The organism is Bartonella sp. AC10YNML (assembly GCF_042196825.1).
GTDB lineage: Bacteria > Pseudomonadota > Alphaproteobacteria > Rhizobiales > Rhizobiaceae > Bartonella.
On sequence record NZ_JBHIRA010000007.1, the window covers coordinates 1 to 20,324 of the forward strand.

At 35.8% G+C, this 20,324-nt stretch carries 18 protein-coding genes, 1 tRNA gene and 1 pseudogene; 7 read left to right on the plus strand and 13 right to left on the minus strand.

Going from position 1 to position 20,324, the window contains the following annotated elements; genetic code table 11:
• The 3 genes and pseudogenes from ACFINA_RS04925 to ACFINA_RS04935 all read left to right on the plus strand — a co-directional run.
• Positions 1 to 183, plus strand: a pseudogene (locus tag ACFINA_RS04925) (exonuclease); the annotation flags it as partial.
• Positions 184 to 241: 58 nt separating this feature from the next.
• Entirely contained in the window at positions 242 to 730 is a 489-nt protein-coding gene (locus ACFINA_RS04930) for a DUF488 family protein (protein WP_375606918.1), read from the plus strand.
• Between the two features lie 96 nt (positions 731 to 826).
• Positions 827 to 1,030 carry a helix-turn-helix transcriptional regulator gene (locus tag ACFINA_RS04935; RefSeq protein WP_375606917.1) on the plus strand — a complete coding sequence of 68 codons (204 nt, stop codon included), beginning with the start codon at positions 827 to 829 and terminating at the stop codon, positions 1,028 to 1,030.
• A 99-nt stretch (positions 1,031 to 1,129) separates the two neighbouring features.
• Here the strand turns inward: ACFINA_RS04935 and ACFINA_RS04940 are convergent.
• From ACFINA_RS04940 to ACFINA_RS04955, 4 genes are all read right to left on the minus strand, one after another.
• A tRNA-Thr gene (locus tag ACFINA_RS04940) sits at positions 1,130 to 1,205 on the minus strand.
• Between the two features lie 196 nt (positions 1,206 to 1,401).
• Positions 1,402 to 2,760, minus strand: a complete 1,359-nt coding sequence (accC, locus tag ACFINA_RS04945) for an acetyl-CoA carboxylase biotin carboxylase subunit (protein WP_375606916.1) — start codon at positions 2,758 to 2,760, stop codon at positions 1,402 to 1,404.
• A gap of 14 nt (positions 2,761 to 2,774) precedes the next feature.
• A complete protein-coding gene (gene accB / locus ACFINA_RS04950; protein WP_375606915.1) occupies positions 2,775 to 3,275 on the minus strand; it encodes an acetyl-CoA carboxylase biotin carboxyl carrier protein in 501 nt (166 codons plus the stop codon).
• Positions 3,276 to 3,530: 255 nt separating this feature from the next.
• Positions 3,531 to 4,397, minus strand: a complete 867-nt coding sequence (locus tag ACFINA_RS04955; protein ID WP_375606914.1) for a DsbA family protein — start codon at positions 4,395 to 4,397, stop codon at positions 3,531 to 3,533.
• Positions 4,398 to 4,739: 342 nt separating this feature from the next.
• On the opposite strand from ACFINA_RS04955, the gene glpD reads away from it, so the two are divergent.
• From glpD to cobT, 3 genes are all read left to right on the plus strand, one after another.
• Complete coding sequence (gene glpD / locus ACFINA_RS04960) at positions 4,740 to 6,269, plus strand: glycerol-3-phosphate dehydrogenase (protein ID WP_375606913.1); 1,530 nt, start codon at positions 4,740 to 4,742, stop codon at positions 6,267 to 6,269.
• Between the two features lie 695 nt (positions 6,270 to 6,964).
• Positions 6,965 to 7,945, plus strand: coding sequence for a tRNA dihydrouridine(20/20a) synthase DusA (gene dusA / locus ACFINA_RS04965; protein ID WP_375606912.1), 981 nt, complete (start codon positions 6,965 to 6,967; stop codon positions 7,943 to 7,945).
• 392 nt (positions 7,946 to 8,337) lie between these two features.
• Complete coding sequence (cobT, locus tag ACFINA_RS04970; RefSeq protein ID WP_375615171.1) at positions 8,338 to 9,345, plus strand: nicotinate-nucleotide--dimethylbenzimidazole phosphoribosyltransferase; 1,008 nt, start codon at positions 8,338 to 8,340, stop codon at positions 9,343 to 9,345.
• 28 nt (positions 9,346 to 9,373) lie between these two features.
• Here the strand turns inward: cobT and ACFINA_RS04975 are convergent, their stop codons facing one another.
• From ACFINA_RS04975 to topA, 7 genes are all read right to left on the minus strand, one after another.
• Positions 9,374 to 9,865 (minus strand): Lrp/AsnC family transcriptional regulator, encoded by a 492-nt coding sequence (locus ACFINA_RS04975; protein ID WP_375606910.1) that lies wholly within the window; start codon positions 9,863 to 9,865, stop codon positions 9,374 to 9,376.
• Positions 9,866 to 9,886: 21 nt separating this feature from the next.
• Positions 9,887 to 10,516, minus strand: coding sequence for a uracil-DNA glycosylase family protein (locus ACFINA_RS04980; RefSeq protein ID WP_375610386.1), 630 nt, complete (start codon positions 10,514 to 10,516; stop codon positions 9,887 to 9,889).
• A gap of 28 nt (positions 10,517 to 10,544) precedes the next feature.
• Positions 10,545 to 11,108, minus strand: a complete 564-nt coding sequence (locus tag ACFINA_RS04985) for a thermonuclease family protein (RefSeq protein WP_375606908.1) — start codon at positions 11,106 to 11,108, stop codon at positions 10,545 to 10,547.
• A 332-nt stretch (positions 11,109 to 11,440) separates the two neighbouring features.
• Positions 11,441 to 11,608 carry a 50S ribosomal protein L33 gene (gene rpmG, locus ACFINA_RS04990; RefSeq protein ID WP_004864083.1) on the minus strand — a complete coding sequence of 56 codons (168 nt, stop codon included), beginning with the start codon at positions 11,606 to 11,608 and terminating at the stop codon, positions 11,441 to 11,443.
• 102 nt (positions 11,609 to 11,710) lie between these two features.
• A complete protein-coding gene (locus tag ACFINA_RS04995) occupies positions 11,711 to 12,883 on the minus strand; it encodes an MFS transporter (RefSeq protein WP_375606907.1) in 1,173 nt (390 codons plus the stop codon).
• A gap of 358 nt (positions 12,884 to 13,241) precedes the next feature.
• Positions 13,242 to 15,518, minus strand: a complete 2,277-nt coding sequence (gene rnr / locus ACFINA_RS05000; RefSeq protein WP_375615172.1) for a ribonuclease R — start codon at positions 15,516 to 15,518, stop codon at positions 13,242 to 13,244.
• A gap of 3 nt (positions 15,519 to 15,521) precedes the next feature.
• Positions 15,522 to 18,095 (minus strand): type I DNA topoisomerase, encoded by a 2,574-nt coding sequence (gene topA / locus ACFINA_RS05005; RefSeq protein WP_375615173.1) that lies wholly within the window; start codon positions 18,093 to 18,095, stop codon positions 15,522 to 15,524.
• Between the two features lie 264 nt (positions 18,096 to 18,359).
• On the opposite strand from topA, the gene ACFINA_RS05010 reads away from it, so the two are divergent.
• Positions 18,360 to 18,566, plus strand: a complete 207-nt coding sequence (locus ACFINA_RS05010; RefSeq protein ID WP_005773510.1) for a hypothetical protein — start codon at positions 18,360 to 18,362, stop codon at positions 18,564 to 18,566.
• Here the strand turns inward: ACFINA_RS05010 and dprA are convergent.
• Together dprA and plsY are read right to left on the minus strand one after the other, a co-directional pair.
• Positions 18,496 to 19,728: a DNA-processing protein DprA gene (gene dprA, locus ACFINA_RS05015; RefSeq protein WP_375608347.1), complete on the minus strand. Its 1,233-nt coding sequence runs from the start codon at positions 19,726 to 19,728 to the stop codon at positions 18,496 to 18,498. The genes ACFINA_RS05010 and dprA overlap by 71 nt on opposite strands.
• Positions 19,685 to 20,317: a glycerol-3-phosphate 1-O-acyltransferase PlsY gene (plsY, locus tag ACFINA_RS05020; protein WP_375606903.1), complete on the minus strand. Its 633-nt coding sequence runs from the start codon at positions 20,315 to 20,317 to the stop codon at positions 19,685 to 19,687. Before plsY ends, dprA begins: the two co-directional genes overlap by 44 nt.
• Between the last annotated feature and the right edge of the window lie 7 nt (positions 20,318 to 20,324).

The window sequence follows — 20,324 nt, forward strand, 5'->3', positions numbered from 1 at the left end:
CGCAAATGGTGTGATTTCATGAGCTATAATCCAAACTTTGTAGGCAAATCTACTGGTTTGAGAATGAAAATCAAACGTGTCCTCCGTGATGAGAAACACATTGAACAGATTAATCAAGCGGTCGAAGTCTTTTTAGCAGAAATAGAACAAGAGATGCAAAAGATTTTGGCAAAAGCTGCTTAAACCTATGGGGGTGCTCTCTCCTCCCAGCACTCCCACCCATTTACCAAGGAAATTAAACGTGTGTAACACTAAACATATTATCATACAGCCTGCTAAAGATGAGGAATTTTGTTTTTTTACCATTGGCTATGAAGGTAAGTCCCTTGAGGATTATCTTAGTTGTCTCATAGAAAACAATATCAAAACTTTATGTGATGTTCGTAAAAATCCAATAAGTAGAAAACACGGATTTTCAAAAAGACAATTAGAAAAAGCTGTAAGCAATATTGATATTGAATATATGCATATGCCTGAACTTGGAATTGCTTCTGAAAAACGAAGAAATTTGAAAACACAAAAAGATTATGACCGCCTTTTTAAAAATTATCAAAATACAACTCTCAAGAATAATTTTTGTGCAATAAACAAATTATATCAAATTTTTTTAAACAAAAAGCGCGTTGCAATCACCTGTTTTGAAGCCAATGTATGCATGTGTCATAGAGGACAACTCGCATTAGCTCTTACTCAATTGCCTGATTGGAAATATGAAATTAAGCACATCTAAAAAATAAACTTGCAAATTTTTAAAAGTTGGAGTGCTTCACATGCCTTCCAGCACTCCCACCCATTTAATTAATATAAAAAAGAGAAAGGTAATGAGATGATATTTGATGATGGAGATAGATATGTAACGACACGTGAGTGTGCACAGCTTTTTAGTGTATCAACCACAACGATTCGCAATTGGGTGCTTCAGGGGTTGTTTCCGGAGCCATATAAGCTAGGGAGAGCAGTGAGATGGAGAAAAAAAGAGATCCTAGCTTTTACTCCAAAGAAAAATACGGAGCAAATAAGAACAAATTAGGTAAAATTATATAAACTGTAGAAGGTGGTCTAAAAGGTGGTCTGAAAATAGCTATTTAAAGAAAAAATCTATATATTTCAATATATTTAAGAAATAAAATGGTGCCCCCAGAGAGACTCGAACTCCCGACCCCCTGATTACAAATCAGGTGCTCTACCAACTGAGCTATAAGGGCGTAACCATGTAGGAGTTAGCACAAACTAACAAAAAGGAAAACAGAAAATTATTAAATTTTATGCATATTAAAAGAAAACTATATAAAAAATAACCAATTTATTTCCTTTTTTCCACTTTTTACAGCAAGGTTGGAACTATCCTTATGTTGATATCTTATAGAATCTTTTATAAGAATGCACCGTTTTGCTATCGAATTACGAATCTGAAGACTTTGATTGATGAGCAAGGTAATTTTCTAGCCAGTGAATATTATAATTACCATCAGCAACATCTTGATTATTAATAAGATCGCGAAAAAGAGGTAGTGTAGTTTTTATCCCATCGACGACAAATTCATCTAAAGCACGCCGTAAGCGCATCATACATTCTAAACGGGTACGTCCATGAACAATCAGCTTTCCAATCATGCTATCATAGTAAGGAGGAATACGATAACCTGAATAAGCGCCTGAATCAACACGAATCCCTAAACCTCCAGGTGTATGAAAATGTGTAATGGTTCCAGGTGATGGCGTAAAATTAATGGGATCTTCTGCATTAATACGGCATTCAATGGCATGACCAGAAAAACAGACTTCATCTTGTGTCACTGAAAGTTTACAGCCTGATGCAATATGGATTTGTTCGTGGACTAAATCTATACCTGTAATTGCTTCAGTTACAGGATGCTCGACTTGTAAACGTGTATTCATTTCAATAAAATAAAATTCGCCATTTTCATAAAGAAATTCAATAGTACCCGCTCCACGATATCCAAGTTGGGCACAAGCATTTGCAACAATACTTCCAATTTTTTTCCGTTCAGTTTCATTAAGTGCAGGTGACGTAGCTTCTTCCCATACTTTTTGATGTCGTCGTTGAAGTGAACAATCGCGTTCTCCTAAATGAATAGCATTTCCCGCACCATCACCTATGACTTGAATTTCAATATGACGGGGTTTTTCTAAATATTTTTCTATGTAAACAGCGTCATCACCAAAAGCAGCTTTCGCTTCTGAACGCGTTGTCTTGAGAGCTATAGAAAATTCTTGTTCAGAATGAACGACTTTCATACCACGTCCGCCACCACCGGCAGAAGCTTTTATAATAACCGGATAACCAATTTCACGAGCAGTGCGTAAAGCATCTGATTCTTCAGTGACTGCTCCATCTGAACCTGGAACTACAGGAATACCAAGTTTTTTGGCGGTTTTCTTTGCTTCGATTTTATCGCCCATGATTCGGATATGAGTAGCTGTTGGACCGATGAATGTAATATCATGGGCTTCTAGAACATCTGCAAATTTTGCATTTTCAGAAAGAAAGCCATAACCTGGATGAACAGCATCCGCTCCTGTAATTTCACAAGCAGCAATAATTTGCTGAATACTCAAATAAGAATCGCGAGCAGGAGGAGGGCCAATACAAACACTTTCGTCAGCAAGACGAACATGCATTGCATCTGCATCAGCGGTAGAGTGAACAGCCACGGTTTTTATGCCAAGTTCTTTACATGCACGTAAAACGCGAAGAGCAATTTCTCCTCGATTAGCAATGAGGATTTTTCGAATCATGGTTGCCCCTCGCTTTATTCAACAATAATAAGTGGTTCACCAAATTCAACAGGTTGACCATCTTTGACAAGAACAGTGGTTACCGTACCGGAGCGCGGTGATGAAATTTGATTCATTGTTTTCATGGCTTCAATAATAAGTAATGTCTCCCCTTCAGAAACATTTTGTCCTACTTCTACAAAAGGTTGTGCGCCTGGTGAAGGTGCAAGATAGGCTGTTCCAACCATTGGAGAGGTTATTGTGTTTTTTGATTTATCTTCTTGGATAGAGTGTATAGGAGATTCAGCTGTTGGAACTGGAGAAGATGTTACAGAAAAAGTAGGAGTAGAAACAGGAGCATAGATCGCTTGCTCGGAAGAAGTTGAGGTATTTTGGCGTGAGACACAAATACGAAGCTCCCCTTGTTCAACTTCAATGTTCGTTAAATTTGTATCATTCAAAATTTCAGCAAGATCACGAATAATGTTCGTATCAATTGCGGTATATTTTGCCAAATCCATTTTTTTTGTTGCCATTTTATTTCTAACTCCTTGATCAATGAAGATCGTCATTATTTCGTTTTATGACAGAATATCTCTAGATTAGGGATGATATCTTTTGAAGCTTTAAAGATATTTATTTCCTTTAAATTCATTATATTTTGCAATTTTAAACTCGTATCTGCTTTACGCAAAATTGCATTTATAAGCCTGTTGTCAAAAAAGAGAAAGCATAAAATTACCTCATTTACAGTATTCTTCCTAAAACTAATCAGGTATAGAATAGGGTATTTACTGTGTATTATCTATCGCTTGTTTTAGAATGTCTTGTCTGGCTGCGCCGATGAATATTTTATTACCAATGATATAAGAAGGTGTTCCCGTAATATGAAGTGTAGAGGCAATGTGAATATTTTCTTTAAAAGCTTTTTGCAGATTAGGGTCTTTTATTGCATTACGGAGTTTTTTTTCATCTGCTCCTAATGAAACAGCTATTTTTATAGCTTTAGCTTCATTTGCGCGCCCTTGATGCATTAAAAGCTTTTTATGAAACTGAGGATATTTTTCTGGAAATTGTTTTCGAAATGCGTAAGCAACGGTATGAGCCGCCATAGAATCAGATCCCAAAATCGGTAAATCCTTGATAATAACCCGTAGATCTGGATATTCTTTTATCAAGTCTTCTATATCTGAATAGGCACTTTTACAAAATCTGCAATTGTAATCAAAAAAATCAACAAGTACTTTTTTACCATTTGGATTCCCCAAAACAGCGTCATGAGGAGAGTGAAAAATTTCCTTTTCTAATAAATGAATAATTGAGCTTTGACTTTCGTCTTCATTTTGTTTTTCCAGCTTATCTTGAAGGATAAGCTGCATTTCAATCAAAACTTCTGGATGAGTAAGAAGATACTCTCTAACAATTTGTTGAATATGCTGAGAATCAGTATGCGGTGTCATTTTTTCTTTAAGCTTAGATAAAAAGCTAGAATCTTCTAAAAGTTGTGCTTTAAGTTTTTCTAAGCTTAAATGATTGGTTACTGTCTGCTGTGATGTTGCGTTTGATAAAGAAGGTAAAAAGGTTAAAATACTCAACATAACTGGGACTAAAATTTTTGAAACAAGTGTTATTTTCGAGTTTTCAGGTTGATGAGTCATCTGTATACCTTTACATTTTCTATTGTGTCATTGAGTAAACTATATGAAAAGCGTTCTCTATGTGCAATAAAGCATTTAGCTATAGTATGTATTCTCAAATGATAAAAAACATTAATTTTTCTCTAAAAAGCTTTCATATGATGTACATTTGCAAAGATTATATTGCCTACAGGATAAAAAATCCTCTCTTTAATTTGTCAAATGTTGTTTTGATGTATAAGGGTATAAAAAGCTTTTTGTGCGTGTTTATTTTAGGAAATAAGTACGTTGATAATACAATGAAGAACACTTGTATTATTTTTTCCTGTTGCTTTATTGAGGACTGAGAAACAAAATTAAATAATGAAAAGTGAAATTATGAAAACCACAACACATTATGAACTGTTTATCATTGGGGGAGGGATAAACGGGTGTGGATTGGCAAGAGATGCAGCTGGACGCGGTTTTAAAGTAGGATTAGCTGAAATGAAAGATCTTGCATCAGGGACTTCAAGTGCATCAACAAAACTTATTCACGGTGGTCTTCGTTATCTTGAACATTATGAGTTCAAACTTGTTCGTGAAGCACTCAAAGAACGCGAGATCATTTTACGTATAGCTCCACATATTGTACGTCCTTTACGTTTTCTTCTTCCTTATCATAAAGAATTGCGTCCTGCTTGGATATTGCGTTTTGGACTTTTTATTTATGATTATTTAGGGAACTGGAATCAGAAATTGTGGCGCAGTAAAACGATTAATTTTTCAAAAAAGTTTTGCTCTACACTGAAAAAAGAATATCAGAGAGGTTTTGAATATTCTGATGCAAGAGTAGATGATGCGCGTTTAGTCATTGCCAATGCTCGTGATGCAGAAAAGTGGGGAGCTGATATAAAAGTACGGACAAAAGTTCTATCTTTAAAAAGAGAAGACAAAAAATGGCGTATCTTTCTTCAAGACAAGTTAAGCGGTAAAGAATATAATGTCACTGCTTCTTATGTTGCGAATATGACAGGACCTTGGATTGATCATGTTTTGGAAAGCGTATTAGACTGTAAAGAACATACGCCAATACGGCTTGTTAGAGGTTCTCATATTTTGGTTCCCAAACTTTATACTCATGATCGTGCTTATATTTTTCAAAATGGTGATGGGCGTATTATATTTGCTATTCCATATCAAGAAGAGTTTACCTTGCTTGGAACAACAGATTGTAATTATCAAGGAGATCCGGCTGACGTTCATATTACTGATAAAGAAATTGATTATATTTGTGCAGCAGCCAGTGAATATTTCATACAACCAGTATTACCTGAAACGATTGTCTGGTCTTACTCTGGAGTTCGTCCACTCTATGATGATGGAGCTTCAAAAGCACAAGAAATTACGCGCGATTATGTTTTAAAAGAAATGGGAACAGGAACGACACCAAAGATACTTAATCTTTATGGTGGAAAGATTACAACTTATCGTAAGTTAGCTGAAGATGCGATGAAATTTGTTGAAAAAGCACTTGGTAAAAAGGGAGCATCATGGACGGCTAAGGCAGTACTTCCAGGGGGAGATTTCCCCTATAACAAATTAGATACAATCGAAAATAGGATTGCTCTTTTAATGCCAGATTTAGATGTTTTTACACATCGCAGGCTTGCACGCTCCTACGGTACAGAAGCATTGCTGATCTTTGCACATGGTAAGGCAAATAAAGGAAAAAATTTTGGACATGGGCTTTATGAAGTAGAAGTAAAATGGTTGATGGAAAAAGAATGGGCTAAAGTATGTGAAGATGTGTTATGGCGTCGTTCAAAACTGGGGCTCCTATTTAATGAACAAGAGGTTGATACTCTTTCTTCCTATATGCAAAGCCAACAAGAGATTGAACAACGTTTATGATCATTTCATTTTACAGATTTTATCTGCAATATTGTAAATATTTTCCTTCAAGAGATACTGATATCAGTTATAGATATTAAAAAGGCAATGGCTGTCTATACCCTGATTTTAGTTTTTTTTTGCAAGAATCACAAAATGGCAAAATTAGATAGAATATTTAAGATGAAATTTGTCTATTTTATAAAGTGAAATCTAAGAATATTACCAAAAAGAACTCATTGATAAAAAATGATTTATAATTAGATTCGTATGAAATAAGGTTTTTTCTTCTTTAGGAGAAGATAAAGCTACTTTCTTTAGCGTTTATTTGCACAATGAGTTAAAAAATCTAAAGAAAATTAAATCGATCATGAAAAATTGTATAATGTGTTAGTTTAGCATTTATTATCTTAAACGCTGTACTAAATCATGTAAGGGGAGAGACTTGAAGAGCGTAAGAAGAACTTATAAATGAGTTTTTTATATTATAGTAAAAATCTTCTTTTTTCATGTTTATATACCTGAACACTAATCTATGAGAAATGCGATATTGTGTTTTGGCATGATTGATTGTAGTAAACCTTGATATCAATTGAAAATAATGAGCTGTTATTATACTCATGATAGTATAAGAGAATAAAATTTTCCGTAAACTAAAAGTAAGTATTTTTCTATGTATAAAGAGAGGGCTATAGGGACATGAGAGTAATACCCTCATGATATTTTACAACCTTCCATCGCCTATAAAATTTGCAGTAGCACCAATGTTGGACTGGACAGACCGACATTGCAGGTTTTTTTATCGTCTTTTAACGAAAAAAGCTCTCCTTTATACGGAAATGATGGTAGCAGATGCTGTCATTCATGGTGTTCGTGAACAATTGTTGGCTTTTAGCGACAAAGAACGTCCAGTTGCATTACAATTAGGGGGGGCAGATCCGAAAAAGTTAGCAGAAGCTGCACGAATTGCTGAGGATTTTGGCTATAACGAAATAAATCTCAATGTTGGTTGTCCATCAAATCGTGTTCAAGCAGGTGTCTTTGGAGCTTGTTTGATGCTACATCCAGACATTGTGGCAAATGCCGTAGAAGCAATGAAACAAGAGGTTACTATACCTGTAACTGTCAAATGTCGGATTGGAGTGGACGAACAAGATGAAGAATTAGCATTAGATCTTTTGGCTAATCAAGTTTGGAATGCTGGATGTGATGCGCTCTGGATCCATGCACGCAAGGCATGGCTACAAGGATTGAGTCCGAAAGAAAATCGCAATATTCCGCCCCTTAATTATGAAAGGGTTTACAAATTAAAACGTCAATATCCTCATAAATTTATTGGGATAAATGGTGGAATTAAATCGATTGATGAGATCAAAGAACACTTAACTTTCTGTGATGCTGTCATGGTTGGTCGCCAAGTTTATCATGATCCAACTTTGTTAAAACATATTGATTTTGAACTCTATGGTGAGTCGCAGAATAGTCTAAGTGAGAGTGATCTTATTGAGGTTATGTGTGATTATGCAGCTCGACATATTGCATCGGGGGGACGGCTTTCTCATGTGACGCGTCACATGATTGGTTTATTTCATGGGCGGGGTGGGGCACGTCGATGGCGGCAAATACTATCAAATGATGCGATAAAACCAAACGCAGATATATGTACTTTAAAAGAAGCTTTTTATGCTCTCATTTAATAACAGTCAGACAATTAACATATATTGAAGTTGAGATCCTTTGCGTTTTGATTTCTTTGCGATAATTTTGATCCCTTTAATTTTATAAGTTTTTGAAAGTTTATAACTTTTATTATGAATAAGAATGTTAGAATTTATATATTAAACGGCATGCTGATTATGCCTATTAAATAAAAAATAGTTTAAGGGTATCACTGTAAAGGTAGTCATAAGATATTAATAACATTTTGAATCTTGCACGTTTGTTATTGGGGTAAAAAATAGAATGTAGAAATTATTGCTTTCATAGTATTTAACATTTTTAAAGCACTGTTAAAAAAACAATAAATTATTCATATCCTGTATATATGACGTGATTTTCATAAACATTGTAGATTTTAAAAGGTATCCTTATGATCGCTAGTCCATTTGATGATTTTCGTGCTTTGTTTACAAATTTACCTGTTGCTGATGAGTTTTCTATAATTTTGGCAAAAAAACGGCAAAAAAACTTAACAAAAGAGCAAGGAACATTGGGAAAACTAGGAGATATTGCTGTTTGGTACGCGGGGTGGAGAGGTACAGAAAAACCTATAGTAACGCGACCTTTGGTTGCTATTTTTTCTGGAAACCATGGTATTGTAGAGGAGAATATTACACCATTTCCACAATCTATGACACAAAAAATGGTACAAAATTTTGCATCTGGCGGTGCTGCTATCAACCAAATTTGTATCGCTTATGATCTGGGATTAAAAATTTTTGATTTAGCATTGGAATATCCAACAATGAATATTACCAAGGATGCTGCAATGGACGAGAGAAGTGCAGCTGCTACAATGGCATTTGGAATGGAATCCATTGCTGGTGGAACAGATCTTTTATGTATTGGTGAAATGGGAATTGGAAACACAACAATAGCTTCAGCTTTATGTTTAGCATTGTTTGGTGGAGACGTTGAAGAGTGGACAGGACATGATATGGAATCGGAGGGTGATTTTTATCAGCGTAAAATAGCAGCGGTTAAGGCAGCAGTTTCCTTGCATAAGGAGCATTTAAATGATCCTTTTGAGATAATGCGTCGCTTAGGAGGACGTGAAATTGCTGCTATGGTTGGTGCTATTTTGGCGGCAAGAATGGAAAAGATACCCGTTATTTTAGATGGTTTTGTGGCAACAGCAGCGGCAGCGGTCCTTTATAAAATGCATCCAAAAGCTCTTGATCATACTCTCGTTGGACATGTTTCTTCTGAAAAAGTCCATCGTAAACTTTTACAAAAAATTGGCAAAGAACCACTTCTAGATTTTGGAATGCGTCTTGGTGAAGGAACAGGAGCAGCTATAGCAGCTGGAATTGTCAAAGCTGCTGTTTTAACTCATGCACAAATGGCGGTTTTGGAACAAGAAAGTTTGAACACTTAAAAGATGATGAGACGGATATAAAAAACGCTTAAGAGTTATGTTCATTTACCTTTTCATGTAATTTAATATAATTCAGCGGAAGCTCCGTTGTATATTTAATCTGTTCCATTGCGAAAGAAGATGAGACATCACGGATATCAATTTTAGAAATTAATTTTTTATAAAAAAGATCATAAGCTTCAATATTGGGAACAACAACACGCAATAAATAGTCAATATCTCCACTCATTCGGTAAAATTCAATAACTTCACGGAACTCCTGCACAATTTGTGAAAAACGCTTAAACCATTCATGACTATGTGTATTTGTGCGAATAGACACAAAAACAGTGACGTGTGCGTTTACTTTTTCTGGAGAAAGAACAGCAACACGACGTTGAATGACGCCATCTTCTTCAAGTTTTTGAATCCTACGCCAGCAAGGAGTGGTCGAAAGTCCCACTTTTTTAGCAATATCAGCAACAGAAAGTGTCGCATTTTCTTGCAAAAGATGTAAAATTTTTCGGTCAAGACGATCCATATTTCTTCTCAATATCTTAATTTATAAAAATTTACGCACTAAACGACGCAGATATACAATAAGCTCATCGTTAAACCATGGATTTTTCTGTAACCAAGAAGTATTTCGCCATGACGGATGAGGCAAAGGCATAACATTATAGCCTCGAGGTTGAGGAATGGAAAGAATATTTCTCCAATCACCAACAGTTGCAGAAACGGTTTTATGTTTTAATTCTGTAATGTGCCACTTTTGCGCATAACGACCAATGGCAAGAACAAGCTTTATTTGAGGCATTGCCTGAAATATCTTTTCATGCCATATTTCTCGACATTCACATCTTGGTGGTAAATCAGCTTTATTTTTGTCATAACCTGGAAAACAAAATCCCATAGGAACAATAGCGAAGAGAGATTTATTATAAAATTCTTCTTTTGTAACACCCAGCCAATTACGCAATCTTTCGCCCGAACGATCATTAAAAGGGATAGAAGTTTCATGAACACGCAATCCTGGTGCTTGGCCTGCAATTGCAATCGAAGCAGTATCGGATAAATAAACGACAGGGTTTGGTTCATGAGGAAGAGGAGGAAAATAATGGGGTTGTTGGACGCAAACACGACAGGAATAGATCTCTTTTTCAAGTTTGATAATTGGGCTACATTGTTTCATTAGTAAATAAAATTAAAAAATATTTTTCTTATTCTGTGCGAGGATTTGCTTTGCGCCATTCTTTTGGTCGTTGAAAACTTGATGCCCATATTCCTTTCTTTTTCCTTCTCGCTTCTTGCTCTTCTTTGGGGTATTCATAATAATTTACAGCCCAACCATTCTGTACAAGTGTTGCGTTGATATTGCTAACTTGTTTTGTTTTACATGTTGCAAGAATACGGCGATATTTATCTGTTTTTTGCCAGTGACATATAACAGTTTGATTTTTTAATAATTGTTCTAAATATTTCTTTGCCTCAAGCCCACAAGGGTAGCGTGCTTCCTTTTTTCCACAAAATTGGTGGAGTTCAGGAGCATCAATTCCAGCTAGTCGAATCTTAATTGAAGAAATCATAATGGTATCGCCATCAATGATTAAAGCATTTCCTTTAACAGAGTTTTGAGAAGAAAATTTTTCTTTTTGAGGCAACTGCTGAGTTTTCTTAAAGTAAGTTGACATAATGATAAGAATGCTGGCAGCGACAAAAATACTGAAACCGATAACTTTTAGATTAAAGATTCTTAGATTAAAATGAGAAAAAGATTTTTTCATGAAATAAAGAAACTGCTAACATTACTATAACTCTATTTTAGTATTGTTTATAATTCATCCGAGAAGCTTTATTCATATGACGAAACAATGTCTCGTTTTAATGACAAAATTTTCGTTAGATATCACAATAATCAAATACTCATGCAGAATATATGTAAGCAACTTAAATAATAAATCAACTTAATCCAAATCCGTACAAAACGTACAAAGTTTAAAGTAAACTTTTTAAACTTAAGGAAATAAAAAAACACCCCTCAAAAAATAACTTTGAAGAGCAATACTCCCACATTTCTTTTGGAGTATAAAATCTATCAATTCAATAATAATTTTATTTATTTAATTTTTGTTTCTTTAAATTCAACGTGCTTTTTTACAACTGGATCATATTTACGCTTGCTCATTTTATCTGTCATTGTGCGGCTGTTTTTCTTTGTTACATAGAAAAAACCAGTATCTGCAGTTGATAAAAGCTTGATCTTAATGGTTGCTGCTTTAGCCATAATGTAAATACCCTATTTATACTGAAAAAATATTATTGCTTTCAAAACTTATTTCCGACATCATCAGATTTTCCGGCAACACTACGGATGTTCTCAAAAAAGTCAAGAGCTGATTAATTTTCTCATCAGTTGGATAAATACCAAAATGACATATAAACCGAAAAAAACAGCCATAGCTATTGAAAAACCAAAAGGATTAAAAATATCCATGGATTTTCCAATAAAGGTTGGCCCGATGAGCATACCAATTCCATAGCAAAAAATAAAGGCAGAATTAGCAGCAGCAAGTTCTTGGCCCTTAAGACGTGCTCCTAGATGTGCCAGAGCAATTGTATAAAGGCTTGCTGATACACCACCAAGAAGGAACAGATCAAGCATTAGAACCCATGGATATTGAGTGATCCATGGTACCATAAAAGTTCCCACAAGACCTAGGATAGCACAACTTATTAGGGGATAACGTCGATCTTTGGCATAGTCGCTTATAATGCTGATAGGAATTAAGAGCAAAACATTCCCAAGTGCAAGCGTTGCCATAAAGTGTGCTGCTTCATGCTCATTATAGCCAATGGATAAAGTAAAGGGTGTTATAAGAGTTAATGCACCCATTTGAATAGCACCGTAAACAAACACTGCCATCATGGCACTTGGAACATAAAAAAGATAACGAAAAAATGGCGTATATTGGCTTTTTTGAAATTCTGGACTTAATTTCCAAGCCGCAAGAATTGGGATAACAGCAAGTATAATAAGGCTATAGCCAACAGCAAAAGGAATAAAGCCTTGTGTTCCCACTTTTGCTAGCAACGTTGGACCTACCGCAAACCCTAATCCTAAAACAATAGCATAAATGGAAAGAACCAAGCTACGTTTTTTAGGGGGAGCACAACTGTTGATCCAAAACTCTGACAGGATAAACATAACTGTCATAGTGAAATGTAATATAAACCTTAAAATGAACCAAACCCATAAGGGGTCGAAAAAATAGAATCCTAAAAAACTTAAAGATCCTATAGCCATCATAAGCAATATTGTTTGAGAAATTCCTAAGCATAAGGCGATTCGAGACGTAAAAATAGCTGCAATAATTGTGGCGATTCCACCAACAGTTCCACTATAGCCGATTGTACTGTTGGAAAGTCCTTTTTCTGCCATAAGAAAAGAGACAAGTTGTGTTCCCATTCCCAATGCTGTTCCAACGGTACCAATGGTTGCAATAGCTGCAATAATGGCACGCAAAGAATTATTTTGAGAGTCAAAAGCTTTTTTTTTCATAAGAATGACTTAAGATACTTTTGTTTATTCGAATAATAAAAAGGTGTGCTGAAATGAAAAAAGCTCAAGCTCTCTTTTGCAGATTTTCTCACCTATTAAGTATAAAAAACCTGCAAGATTTTTATAAAATTACTATATTTATAAAATAAATCACATACCTTTATATACTAAATAAAACATAAAAATAATATAAATACTACATATTATAGGTCTTTTCTTAGCTTTAAGTCATTATTATTTATATGCTTTTAAAGAGAGAAACAAGAGGTTTAATTATTTTTAATAAAGATTTTTAGACTTTAAAATAAAAAATAATACAACGAAAATTATAAAAATGTTTTTTACTTTTTATTTTTAATTAATTTTTTCTTTTCCCATAAAAAGTATATTTTTGTTTTTTTAATTTGTTTTTATGGTAGGATGTTGGTGAAAATTTTATTGGACGAGGTTTTGTTAAGAGTTCAAAGCATAAAGCGCCAGCAAAAGGTTGTACCGTTATAAGTTTTACTTCTACAACATCACTGAGTTGATAGCCTTTATGGCTACGCTGTCCTACAAGAACATGTTGTGCTTCATCAAAATGATAATAATCATTTTTAAGTGTAGAAATATGGACAAAACCATCTGTATTGAGTTTATCAAGTGAGATAAAAAGACCTGCTTTTATAACTCCGGAAATGCGACCTGTAAAAATACGACCGATTTTATTCGTTAAATAGTGAGCAACAAGCCGATCAATCGTTTCTCTTTCAGCTACCATCGCACGGCGCTCATATAAAGAAATTTGCGTAGCAATTTCTGCAAGATTTTGTTCTTGTGTCTCTGTTAATTGATCATTTCCTAATTTGAGAGCTTTAATGAGTGCTCGATGAATAATGAGATCAGCATAACGACGGATTGGTGATGTAAAATGTGTATAGTTCTGCAAGTTCAAACCAAAATGGCCACTATTTTTAGGGTTGTACTCTGCTTGTGATTGTGAACGCAAAATAACTTGATTGACTAGTTCTTGTTGTTGAGTATGAGCGACCTTTTCTAAAATTCTATTAAGGCGCGCTGAGGTAAGTTCGCTTCCGCGGGAAAGTGGTATCCCCAAACTTTGAAGAAAGCTCCGAAGTATTTCTTGCTTGGCAAGAGAGGGTTTCTCATGAATACGGTAGATGAGGGGCTGATGATGTTCTTTTAAGGTTTCAGAAGCTGCAATATTTGCTTGTATCATAAACTCTTCAATCAAACGATGTGCTTCTAATTGTGTTTCACTCACAACATCTTTTATGCATCCATTTTGATCAAGAATAATCTTTTTTTCTGCAATTTCTAATTCTAGTGGTTGTCGAAGATTTCGCGCAGCTTTAAGGCATGCATAGGCTTCCCATAAGGGGTGCAAAATGCTCTCAAAAAGAGGGGCTATTTTTTCATTTATATTACCTTCAATTGCCAATTGTACTTCTTGATAAGAAAGTTTGGCTCTTACCCGCATCATAATACGATGAAAACTATGTTTTCGTTTATTACCGTTTGCATCAAAAATCATACGAACTGCTAAAGCTGGCCGTTCTTTTCCTTCACGTAGAGAACATAAATCATGAGAAAGGCGTTCAGGCAGCATTGGCACAACAGTATCGGGAAAATAAACAGAATTTCCGCGTTTCAATGCTTCTTTATCTAAAGCACTTCCTGTTTTGATATAGTAAGAAACATCTGCGATGGCTACAATAATAATCCAACCATCATTGTTTGCTGGATCCTTATCCTTGGTTGCATAAACTGCATCATCATGGTCTTTTGCATCTGGTGGATCAATTGTAATAAAGGGTAATTGTCGCCAATCTTCACGATTATCCATATTGGCAGCTTTGATATGTTTGGCTTGCTCAAGAACACTTTCAGGAAAAATATAAGGAATTCCTTTCGAAAGAAGCGCTATCATTGAGAGTGTTTTCTCACTCTTAATGTGCCCTAAAACATTCTTTATTTTTGCGCTCTTTAATCCGTAACCAGTATTTTTTTTTATTTCGACTTCAACGAGATCACCCGTTTCAATCTTCATTTCTGGAGACATTTCAACAATAAGTTCATTGGTTTTGCGGTCTATAGGATCAAGGCGCCATTGATTATTTTCCAATTTTCGTACAATAGCAAATGCGCTTTTGGGAGATACATCAATTTTACGAATAATTCGTCCCGTATAAGGATGGCTTGAGCTTTCAGAATTTTTATTTCGAAAAACTTTTACAAGAATATGATCTCCAACACCAATATTACTTCCTTTTATGTGATGAAAAGAGTGTATTTCAATATTGGGCTTTGGAGAATCTTCCCATTCAAGAGGTTGTGCAATAAAACTTCCATCTTTATCACGTCCGCTAATTTTTACTAAAGTAACAGGAGGTAATTTTCCTTTGTTTATTGCTCTTTTGCGGTGTTTAGATATAAGATTTTGATCCTTCAACTCACGTAACATATCTCTAAGCAAAATACGAGAATCACCTTTTAAGTTAAAAGCTTTGGCGATTTCTCGTTTACTTGAGTGGTTAGGATTCTCAATTATAAAGGAAAGAATTGCTTCCTTATTGGGAAAAGTTTTCCCCTTGAATGAAGAGAGATATTTTATGTTTTTTTCACCTTTAGCCAAAATTTATATCTCTTTTATTTTTGCTTTTGTTTTAGAAGAAGCTCTTTTTGAAGTTGTTTTTTTACTCGATGCTTTAGCCGATATAAGTTCTAGTGCCTCTGGAAGTGTTACACTAATGGGATCTTTATCTTTTGGCAATGTTGCATTAACTTTACCCCAATTGACATAAGGACCATAACGCCCGTTGCGCACGGTAATGGTTCCTCCTTCGGGATGCTCTCCTAATGTTGCCAATGCTTCAGGTGTTGTTCTGCTTTGCCTGGTTTTGTTTTCTTGTTGTTCTGCTAATACTGTAACAGCGCGATTGATACCAATATCAAAAACTTCATCTGCATGAAGAAGGCGCGCAGATTTTCCGTTATGGCTAAGATAGGGACCATATCGTCCAATCGTAGCCGTGATTGTTTTTCCGGTTTCAGGATGAATGCCAATTTCACGGGGAAGGGATAGTAAAGCCAAGGCTTTATCAAGGGTTACATTTTCTGCCTGCCATTCTTTTGGTAGTCCTGCACGCTTAACTTCTTTGCTTTCACCAAGTTGAATATAGGGACCAAAGCGGCCATTACGAAGAGAAATCTCTTTTCCTGTTTCAGGATCAATACCAAGTATAACAGGTTCATCATTGCGTATAGCTTCATTCTCTTCTCCAGTATCTGTACCAAGTTGGCGTGTGTATTTACATTCGGGATAATTGGAACAGCCAACAAAAGCACCATAACGCCCAAGTTTTAATGATAATTGACCATTTTTACAAAGAGGACAGGAACGTACATCACTTCCATCTTCGCGTTCAGGAAAAGCGAGAGGTGCTAATGTTACATTTAAAGCATCAAGAACATTAGTTATACGGAGTTCTTGGATATTGATAATAGATGCATTAAATCCATCCCAAAAATCTCGCAATACGTCTTTCCAAGAAAGTTTGCCATCAGAGATAAGATCCAGCTTTTCTTCAAGATCTGCTGTGAAACCATATTCTACATAGCGATTAAAAAAATTTTCAAGAAAGGCTGTAACAATACGTCCCTTAGCATCGGGAATAAGCTTTCGTTTATCAATGACAATATATCCACGGTCACACAATGTCGCCAATGTGGATGCATAAGTTGAAGGACGACCAATTCCTAACTCCTCAAGCTTTTTAATTAATGAAGCTTCAGAATAACGAGAAGGGGGCTCTGTGGTATGTTGTATAGATTCAACTTTTTCTTTTGTCAGTGCTTCACCAGTGTTTATTTGTGGTAAACGTGTTGATTCATTTTCTTCATTATTTTCTTCGTCTCGTTGATCCGTGTAGACGGAAATAAAGCCATCAAAGCGAATAACAGATCCTGTTGCTCGTAGATTTGCATGGTTTTCTCCTTGTAGTGCTTCAATTTCAACAGTTGTACGTTCAATTTCAGCAGAGCGCATTTGGCTGGCAATAGCACGCTTCCATATTAGCTCATAGAGCTTTGCTTGATCGCTATCGAGAAAATTACGGACTTGACTAGGATTGCGTTGAAAATCTGTTGGACGGATCGCTTCGTGTGCTTCCTGTGCATTTTTTGCCTTTGTTGAATAAAAACGTGGCTTTTCAGGAATATAGTCTTTTCCGAAAGTTTCATGAATAACTTTTCTTGCTGAATCAATAGCCTCAGGTGCTATTTGCACACCATCGGTACGCATATAAGTAATAAGCCCTGCCGTTTCACCGTTAATTTCAATGCCTTCATAAAGTTTTTGGGCAATTTGCATAGTGCGAGAAGCTGAAAATCCTAATTTTGAAGAAGCTGCTTGTTGTAGTGTGGAGGTTGTAAATGGAGGAAAAGGATTTCTCTTTGTAGGTTTTGCTTCAACACTGAGTGTATGGTATTGGGCTTGCTCCAACATAAAGCGAATTTGGTCTGCTTGTTCTTGAGATTGAATATCAAGCTTGCCTATTTTTCTTTGATTAAACATTGTCAATCTTGCTTGGAAACCATCATTTCGGATGGTTTTTAACTGTGTTGTAATGGACCAATAATCTTCTTTGATAAAATGTTCTATTTCTGATTCACGATCACAAATAATACGCAAAGCAACCGATTGAACGCGTCCTGCTGAACGCGCACCAGGAAGTTTACGCCATAAAACAGGTGAAAGTGTAAAACCAACGAGATAATCAAGAGCACGACGCGCAAGATAAGCATCTACAAGCGATGTATCAATATCACGTGGATTGTTCATAGCATCAAGCACAGACTTTTTGGTGATGGCATTGAAGACAACTCTTTTAATAGGTTTATCTTTTAAAACTTTTTTTTGACGGAGAACATCCAGAATATGCCATGAAATAGCTTCCCCTTCACGATCAGGGTCTGTTGCTAATATAAGGCTATCGGCTTCTTTAACGGCTTTTGCTATTTCATTTAAACGTTTAGCGGCAGCAGAATCTATATCCCATTTCATAGAAAAATCTTGATCCGGTAAAACAGAACCATCTTTTGCAGGCAAATCACGAACATGTCCAAATGATGCGACAACTTTGTATTGAGACCCAAGATATTTATTAATTGTTTTTGCTTTTGCTGGAGATTCAACGATAACGATATTCATAATTTTATCCAAATATTGAAATAAAAATTTTTTTATAAACGCCTTTCACGCGAATAGCTAATGCCAATTGCTTAAGAGCACATAAAAAAATATTAGCCATATAAAAAACATGAATATTGTACAACTTATGATTGTCATTATTAGAGTACACCCTATATAGAATTACACGATTTATTTTCCACTGTTATTACAAAAACATACGGCGAAATACTAAGATAACGTCTATTGAGAGGTAGGAGGGGAAATGCTCAAGGATAGAGGATTATGTTTATAAATCATTTAAAAGTTATCCAATATATTACAGACATGTCAAAGCAAATGAATCAGATGGCGCGTCAGGCGCACAGTCCGCTTTTAGCATTGCTTTTGGATATGGTTGCCAAAGAAGGGCAAAGCATTATTAATAGTGCTGAGGCTCTTGGGGAAGATCAAGATTCGACAATGACACACAACCACCAGAGTGTCGAATAAGCTTTCCAGCAAGGTCGAGTTCTACCAACAAGAGGTAGAGAGCTGGGAGTGAAACACCTGAGTGGATACTGAGTGTGTCTAAATCGATTGGCGTTGTTGAAAGAGCGGAGAGAACTGCTGCGCGTGCTGCATCATCATCTGCTAAAGAGAGGCTGTTGTTTTTTTTATCTGCTAAATTAAAATTCTCCTTTTCAAGTTGTAAAGAGGATGGTTCCTCAAAAAAATTGAGTTGGGAATTTGGAAGCGGTGAAATTAATGGCGTAAGTGTTTCTATGATGTCAGAAGGATGTGTGGTGAGTAGAGCTCCGTCTTTGATAAGATTGTTGGTACCAACAGATCTTGGATCAAGTGGAGAACCGGGAATGGCAAAAATTAACCGTCCCATTTCAGCTGCTTGACGTGCGGTAATTAAGGACCCTGAGCGCAGAGCTGCCTCTACAACCAAGAGACCAAGTGACAAAGCTGCAATAATACGGTTTCTTCTTGGAAAATCGATAGCACGCGGCTGCCAAGAAATGGGCATTTCGCTGATGATGGCTCCACCGTTGGCAATAATATCTTCATGCAACTTTTTATTTTCAGGAGGATAGATATGATCAATTCCTCCAGCCATGACTGCAACAGTTCCTGTTTTTAAACTTGCTTGATGCGCAACACTATCAATTCCACGAGCAAGCCCAGAAATTGTTACAAAGTCTGCTTCTCCGAGAAAACGCGCAAATTGAGCCGTAAGCTTTTTTCCCGCAGCTGAAGCATTTCGAGAACCTATAATTCCAATAGAAGTTTTTTGAAAAATTGCAACATTACCTTTGATAGCAATAAGCGGCGGAGGAGCTTCTGTAACCTTAAGAAAAGCTGGATAATCTGGTTCTCCTATACCGATAAACCGGACATCTAATCTTTCAGCTTCTTGCATTTCTTTTTCTGCATCTTCTAAGCTTGCTATTTTAATAGATACAGAACCACCACCTTTTCTACTAAGCTCTGACAGCGCTGCCAGAGCATTTTCTGCTGTTTTATAATGATCAATGAGATTGCGAAAACTAACAGCTCCAATATTTTCACTGCGCAATAACCGTAACCAGCTTAGACGTTGACGATCAGTAAGCAGGATTCCTTTATTTATCTCCGTTTTTCGTACCAATCTTATTTTCTTCCCCAATTAATAATCTACCGATATTTGCATAATGTTTTATGAAAACAAATATGCTCATCATAATCAGCATACAACAGAAATAAGAAGCGGAAAAATAAAAAACAAATACCGGTGTGATCGTAACAGCAATAAGCGCAGATAATGAAGAATAACGCATGAGAAGAAAAATCGCACTCCATACAATAATAAAAATAATTGCTGCAGGCCAATAGATTCCTAAGCACACCCCTAGATAGGTAGCAACACCTTTGCCGCCTTTAAATTTAAGCCATACGGGGAAAAGATGTCCTAAGAAAACAAAAAAGCCTGCTAGAGAAATAAGAATACTATTGTCTAGCGGATCACTAAAAAATTTTGTAACGAAAACAACGATAGTTCCTTTTAACATATCACAAAGAAGTGTTAGAGCAGCAAGCTTTTTATTTCCTGTTCGTAAAACATTTGTTGCTCCAATATTGCCGGAACCGATTGTTCTTATATCACCAAATTTGAACAATTTCGTAAAAAGAAGCCCAAATGGAATCGAGCCAATGAGATAAGATATGAGGAAAATAAACCATGGAGTGAACTGAAAAAATATTTCTGCTTCATTCATTAAGAAT